The organism is Gemmiger formicilis (assembly GCF_016901605.1).
In the GTDB taxonomy this organism is placed as follows: domain Bacteria; phylum Bacillota; class Clostridia; order Oscillospirales; family Ruminococcaceae; genus Gemmiger; species Gemmiger formicilis_B.
The window spans coordinates 1-461 of the sequence record NZ_JACJKP010000441.1; the positions used below are offsets into that span (position 1 = coordinate 1).

Consider the following 461-nt stretch of genomic DNA (forward strand, 5'->3'; position numbering starts at 1 on the left):
ATGCGCCGGGCGCAGGCATACGCCCGGGGATTCTGGTCCAGTACCGGCTCCAAAACCGAGATATCCTCGCTGCCCAGCATTTTGTGGTCCAGCACGCGCTCAATAAAATACTGCATGTGGGTCAAAAAGCGGGCGTAATGCAGGGAATTTTCATCGATTTTCTGCCCGCTGGAAAGCTGCACAATGCTGTAGATATCTTTGAGCATCCGCAGGGTGAGCATGGTACGCTCCATGTCCGGGTTTTCGGTCTGGGCATTCACAAGATGAAAGGCAATGTTGCCGGCTTCTTCCTCCGGCAGTTCCACCTGCAGGCGCCGGTTCAGAAAGTCCCGGATCTGCTGGCCCGCCGCATACTCCCGGGGGTAAAAACGCCGCACCTCCCAAAGCAGGCGGTTGGGCAGCACAATATGCTTCTGGCTGCGCTCAATGGCATAGACCAGGTGGTCGAACAGCGTGACAAA

1 protein-coding gene is annotated in these 461 nt (G+C 56.6%); it reads right to left on the bottom strand.

Going from position 1 to position 461, the window contains the following annotated elements:
• On the bottom strand, positions 1-461 hold a 461-nt coding region (locus H6B10_RS15340), incomplete at both ends, for a PRD domain-containing protein (protein ID WP_204652344.1).